We start from the raw sequence: 6229 nt of genomic DNA, 5'->3' as shown, positions 1-6229 counted from the left end.
TCGCTGTGATCGAACGGCACTTCGAAGCTCTGGAAAAAGAAGCGCGGCCCAAGGTAGCCTCCTGGGCAGCCACCGGGAGGCTCCACGGAGCGTACGTACTCGAACTCGACATAATCGCCTGGCTTCAGCTTGGGCAACGAGATCGTGTCTTTGCCTGCGATGGAGTCGGGCTCGATGCGCCGGCCGTCCGGCTTGATCGTATGCAGCTTCAGTACGCGCGCATCGCGCGGAACCTTGACCTCACCGAGGTCGTTGACGGCCTCCTGGCTCTGGACACGGTGGATCGTGTGCACGAGCTCTAGGGAAGATCCATCCGAAAAGACGCGGGTCATCATGTAGTCGAACAACAGGACCTGGGGGGCGTCGTAGCTGCGACCGGAGCGTTCGAAGTCCCGAAGCACGCTGTTGCTGTCTGCGCGATAGCCCTCGAGCACCGCATCGCCGCCGAGTGATCGTCGCAGGTGGTGCAGCGAGCCCATGGCGGCCGGTTCGCGGTCGATCGCATGCGTCAGGAACGAAAGGGCCGCATCCCGGCGCCCCCGTGCTAGCAGCGCGTCGATCCGTTCACGCACCGCCAGCGTGGATCGCGGGTAGCGCTTGTACAGCGTCTTGAGCAAGCGGGCCGCTTCGTGCCTGTTTCCTTGCCTGCGCGCGAGCTCCAGGTGCTCGAGAAGCGACGCGTAGGCGTTTGGCTTCGGCGTTAGGGCATCGAGGCGTGCGAGCTCGGCTCGGGCGTCGTCCCAACGACGCTGGCGCATCAGCGCGGCATGCAGCGCGCTCGAACGTGCATCGCATTGTTTGAGCTTGTTGGACAATCGTCGTGCCTCGGCAGCTCTGCCGCGTCGACGCGCCGCGGCGAGCTGCGCGGCGACGAGTGTGCAAGCCTCGGGGAACGCCGCGCGAGCGTCCGCGATCCGCTGCTCTTCTTCGGCATGCCAACCTCGCTCGTTGAGCATCCCGATGAGGGCGACGCGGACAGGCAGCACGTGCGGCCAGCGCTTTGATGCCTCGCGTAGCGCAGCGATCGCTTCCAGGTCGCGACCGTTGGCAGCATCCAAACGCGCCAGCCACAGCGTAGGGAACCAAAGGCCTGGATCGCGCTCGCGGCTGGCCTTCAATGCGCGCCGTGCTGTGTCACGGCGTACGTTGCCGGGCATCAGCGGATCGCTAAGCGCCAGCGCCGCGCGGTAGAGCAGGGCGATCGCCGTGGCAAGCGACGGGTCCTGTCTTCGGAGCAGCTCGCGTGCCGTGACGGTGTCGCCGCGACCGACGATCCTGGCCAGATGCACGAAGTGCTCGAACGCCTGTTCGACAGAAGCCCTCGGCGTGGCATGCTCCCCGGGCAGCTGGCCTGGACTGACGGAGACCGATGCGACGGGACTGTGATGGCGGCTGCTCAGCTTGAGCGTCAGCCTGTGCGATCCTGCTTCAAGGTCGAGCTGGCGAAGCACGACGTTGGGCAGGCTCTCGACCCGCCTGTCGAGTCGCAGGACCGAGCGCCCGTCCACGAATGCTTCGACCGCGTTGGGTGTCTGAAGCCGCAGCACGTACGGGCCACTGCGGCTGAGCTGCAGCAACGCCTGCGCGTAGGTCGTGCCTGCGGCGGCCAGCGGACCGTCGCCGAGGCTCAACCTGCACTCGCCTGTACGCGCGGTGCGCGTGTGGCGCAGGCCACGTCCCGGGCCGAGGTCGTATCGATCAGCGAGCATGCGGCCCGGCGAGGCCGGGTGCTGTGCGTCGAAGCCGAGCAGGTCGTAGGGGCCGAAGGGCCCGGCGATGCGCCAGGCGCGGATGCAGCCAGCCTGCTGCAGCAACCGATCGGCTCGGGCGCGATCGCCCTGCCGCAGCGCCAGCCGAAACAAGACTTGCAGGGCCAGCTGTCGTGCCGGCGGTGCAAGGCGCGCCAGCACCGGTTCGAGCCCGGCGCGCACCCGGCCCGCATAATCGGTCACGCCCTCCTCGAGTTGTGAAACGGCCGCCATGGCGACTTCTGCGATGTCCGGCGCCAGCCGATCCTGTGATCCTGCTGCTAGATGGATGCTGCGAAGGTAGGCCTCGAGGGCCTGGTCGGGATGCCCGTGCAAGTCGCTATGAAGGGCCCACATCAAGAGCACGCGCAGGTCGGCCGGCTCCGCCAGCGCGTGCTCGAGCGCCACCAGCGCGCGCTCGGATCGTCCTCCGGGCGCGAACAGCTCGGCGGCAGCCAGCCTGCGTTGCAGCAGCGTGTCGCCGGGAGCCGTGTCTGCCTGCTGCCGCAACGCGGCCAGCGTGAGTGGGGAGCGGGAACCAAGCGCGCCGCCGCAACCGATCGACAACGCGAGCGCCACGAACGCGCACAGGACCGATCCAAACGAAACGACACCAGATGGTCGACGGCGTAGCGTGCGCGGCGGCGACTGCGGCCCCTGCGGCCCCTGGACCCTGGACCCTGAACCCTGAGCCCGGATCACGGCAGGCTCCGCCGCACGACCACGCGCTGCCTGAGCAACATGTCGGCCTGCTGCACCCAGCGCCGGAACGCCGGGTATTCCCCGGGCGCGACCCGATCCCGGGTGACCTCGAACTCGGTACGGCCGACTACCTGGTTGCCCCGTGCCCGAAACTGCAGTCGCAGCCGGCCGAAGGCCGAGCGTGCCTCTCCGCCGGGCGGCATCGACGCAGACGTGCCCGCGGGCAAGGTCACGGAGCGCTCCTCCAGATACGAGGAGGTGCTTTGCAGGTCGAGGGTGTAGCGGCGCGAAGGGCTGCGCGCGAACGTACGTACCAGGTTGTTGAGCGTCGAGGGCGCCAGGTGCATTTCGTCGCCGTCGAGGCGTGCCATCTGAGGCACCTGTGCCCGATACGAGTAGTGGACCGGGCTCTGCAGATCCGCAAGCGATCGGAACGCTTGGGAGCTGAGCCGGATGCCCGGATGATCTGCGGCAAGCACGCGCTCGAGGCGCTCCAGGCGTGTTCCGGCGGCCTGGTAGTAGTCGCGGTAGCTGGCCGCTTCCACGCCTCGAACGAGCTCGTCGCCCCGTACTTTCGCCGAACCATCCGCCGCCAGCGCGACCTGTAGCTTGCGCCGGCGATGATTGCTGGTCGCAAGCGCCGTGGGCGTGCGGCGAAGCTCGGCGGTCTCGGGCCCGACATGCAGCACCATGACACCTTGATCCTGCGCCGGCAGCTCTTGCGTGCCGCTGTGCTCGGCGGTTCCGTCCAAGTACAGATCGAGATCAGGCACGTAGGCGATGGCGTGGTCGAACACGGCAAGCGATGCCGGAAGCCCTTCGATGCGCCCATTGCGTCGTGTACGAACCAGCACGATCTGCGTTGCTACGCCGGCTTCACGCAGCATGGTGTAGATCAACGAAGCTTTGTCTTTGCAGTCGCCAAAGCCGCGCTGCACCACGAGCGGCACCCGATAAGGCAGGTAGCCATGAATCCCGAATTCAAGGGCGACGTAACGCGTGTTGCGCACGACCCAGTTGTGGATTCGCTCCACTTTCGTGCGGATGTCGCTTACTCCACGTGTCAGCTTCCGCACGGTCGCTTTCAGCGCTTCGTCCGCATAAAGCTGGTCCTTGATCAGCCCCCAGTACCAGCGGCCGACGTCCTGCCAGCTCTCGTAGGTCGAGACGTGCAGGTAGGGGCTCACCTCGGCGATGCCGGGCATCCCAACTTCCGACTGAATCGCCGGTACGTCCTTGGCGACCAGGCGATGAATGCGCTGCTGGCCTCGCGTCTGCTGCGAATACTCCAGATCGGACAGCCGTGGCTTGTGTAGATGCAGCGACCGGGACACCGGCGCGATCAGCACGTATTCGATGTGCCTCGAAGGGACGAGACCTTGGAACAGCTTGAGGTCGCCGTAGTAGTCCGCAAAGAGATTGCGATGGGCGACGTCGTCGACGCGGTAGCGCAACTCCACGACGTCGCCGGGCTCGAGATCGGGAAAGATCACGACGCGCGCGCGCGTGTCGTAGTAGATGCGGTACCAGGGCTCGCCCAGCTGGCGCTCGTAGGTTTGGATGGCTTCGAGCGTGCGTCCGGCCCGGTAGATGCGGGCCAGCCGCAGATCGACCCGCTGTGTGATCGGGTCGAAGCGGATGGAGTAGGTGCGTAGCCTGCGCGCGCCCTCCTTGTCGTGGACTTGAAACACTTCTTGGCGAAAACTCGAGCCCAGACCGCTTGGGTAGACCGTGTTGACGGTCAAATCGTGTAGCACGCTGTTGGAGTAGCGGGCGTAGTCCTTGCGGCGCTTCAGGAAGGTGTCCGAGACCGCGGCATAGGCCTCGTCCGCGCGTTGCTCGGGGCGGATCTGCTCGAGCAGCTCGCGTACCCGGGCATCCTGCGGCCGCAGGGCGAGCGCCTTGCGCAATGCCTGCGCCGCGGCGTCAGGTCGTTGGGCACGCAGCAGCGCCTTGCCGTAACGCACATGGCTGCTCGGATCGTGGGGGCAAAGCAGCATGGCCTCGCGGTAGGTGGCCAGGGTGAGGTCGCTGCGGCCCACGGCGTCGTAGACACCGGCCACGTACTGCAGCGTTCGCGAGCTGCCGGCACCGAGCATACGCAAGCTGTCGAGCTGCTGGAAGGCTTCACGCGTTCGTCCCCGCTCGAGCGCATCCACGAGCAAGATGCGACGCGAACGCAGATCGTCGTGGCGCAGTTCGAGCAGTCGCCGGCGCAGGGCCAGACTCTCGTCGATGAGCTCGGCCGTTGCGGTGGCTTCTGCCAGCATGCGAATCGCCCATGGAGATGAGGGCGCACGCTTGGCGAGCCTGCGCACTTCAGCGAGGCTTGCGCGTTCGAGTCCGAGTCCTCCAAGGATGCGAGCGCGCAGGGCCATGGCGCGCAGCGAGGTTGCGCCGTCGCCTTGGATGCCATCGAGCAGGGGCAGCGCGCTTTCGGCGCTGGGTCCTGTCGCGATGACCGACGCCATGAGCAGCTTGGCCCTGGCAGCGCTGCCGAACTTCGTCATGGCGGCCTCTGCGAAACGCATGCGCTCGCCGCGTGTTTCCGCGAGCGAGCTTGCGAGCTCGAGCCGCGGGAGCGTCGGTCGCCTGTGCGCGGCCAGAGCGGCCAGCTGTTTCGCGCGCCGCTCGGCCGGATCGTCGGCACGCGTGTAGGTCAGCATCCGGGCGAGATCCTCCAGGGCCTGCGCCGTCGGACGAGGGCGTGCCGCCGCCTGCTCGAGCGCTTGCAGCAGGGAACGTGGAGCCCTTGGCAGGCGGGCGATCCCGTGGCCCCGGCTTACCTGAGGGGGTGTGTCGTGGCTCTCGCGCAGACGCAGGCCCTTGGCCGGGCGCCCGCTCGGGTCGGTGACGCGCACGTAAAAGCCCCAGGCGCCCTTGGCCACGCACACCTTGACCAGGATCCGGTTGGGGCCCTTGTGCGCGCCGACCACGACGGCGCTGCGGCCGGGACCGGCTCCGCGATACGCCGGGTCGCGCACTACCTCCTGGCCGTTCCAGTACATCTTGACTGCTCCGGCCGCGCCCACCCACAGCGCTAGCGCGCGCGCGCGCTCGGCATGCACCACGGTCTCGGCGAAGCCGCAGGCATTGGTCTTCGGGTAAAGGACGTGCTCGAGCGGTACGTAGCCCGAACGCACGACGTCGGGCAACAGACGCCAGCGCACCCTCCGGGCCTTGCCTTCGTAGCCTTCGTCCAGCGAAGGGGGCTCGGCAGGCCGTCGCTCAGCCGCGAACGTCTGGTCGAGTCCGGTCTTGCCCTCGTTGTCGAACGGGCCGATCACGTGCCAGCGGCGCAGGTAGCCCAGCGCATCGAACGTCTCTAGCGCGATATCCATCCGGCCGTTGCGCGCTTGACCCAATGCATGCAGGCGCGAAACGTAGGCGCGCAGGGCATGCGGCAGCCGGCGGTTGCTCTCCAGCTTTTCGAGCAGCGCCAGCGAGTGGCTGGGGGTCGAACGATCCCAGTCGTTCCATAGCCGAAGCAGCGGCACCACGGCCCTGGGGGAAGGCGCCAGCCGCGCCACGCGCGCGGCTCGATTGCTCTGAGCTTGGTCGAACGGGTTGTGGGCAGCTGCGCGAGCAGCGCAAAGCGCGAGCGGGGTGAGCGCGCACAACACCGCCGCACCGATGGGCAAGCGGCCTGTGTTTCCGACTGGTCGTCTCGGTTCGGATCCCGATGCTCGCAGCAACTTCACCTCGATCGAAGAGGGCGGCTCCCCGAGGATGCGTGAAGGAACAAGCACGGCCCTGTCCTTTGGCGGGGCCGTGAGTGC

Annotated in this window: 2 protein-coding genes; both read right to left on the bottom strand. The window is 67.5% G+C overall.

The window, feature by feature from the left end:
* The coding region (locus tag MJD61_14410; GenBank protein ID MCG8556463.1) for a hypothetical protein at positions 1-2327 on the bottom strand (2327 nt) is incomplete at its 3' end.
* Positions 2328-2446: 119 nt separating this feature from the next.
* Positions 2447-6199 carry a DUF3857 domain-containing protein gene (locus MJD61_14405; GenBank protein ID MCG8556462.1) on the bottom strand — a complete coding sequence of 1251 codons (3753 nt, stop codon included), beginning with the start codon at positions 6197-6199 and terminating at the stop codon, positions 2447-2449.
* Positions 6200-6229: the final 30 nt, after the last annotated feature.

The sequence above is a fragment of the Pseudomonadota bacterium genome (genome assembly GCA_022361155.1).
Taxonomy (GTDB): Bacteria; Myxococcota_A; Polyangia; order Polyangiales; family JAKSBK01; genus JAKSBK01.
The sequence above is the reverse complement of the archived record's forward strand: the minus strand, read 5'-3'. Positions and strand labels throughout refer to the sequence as shown.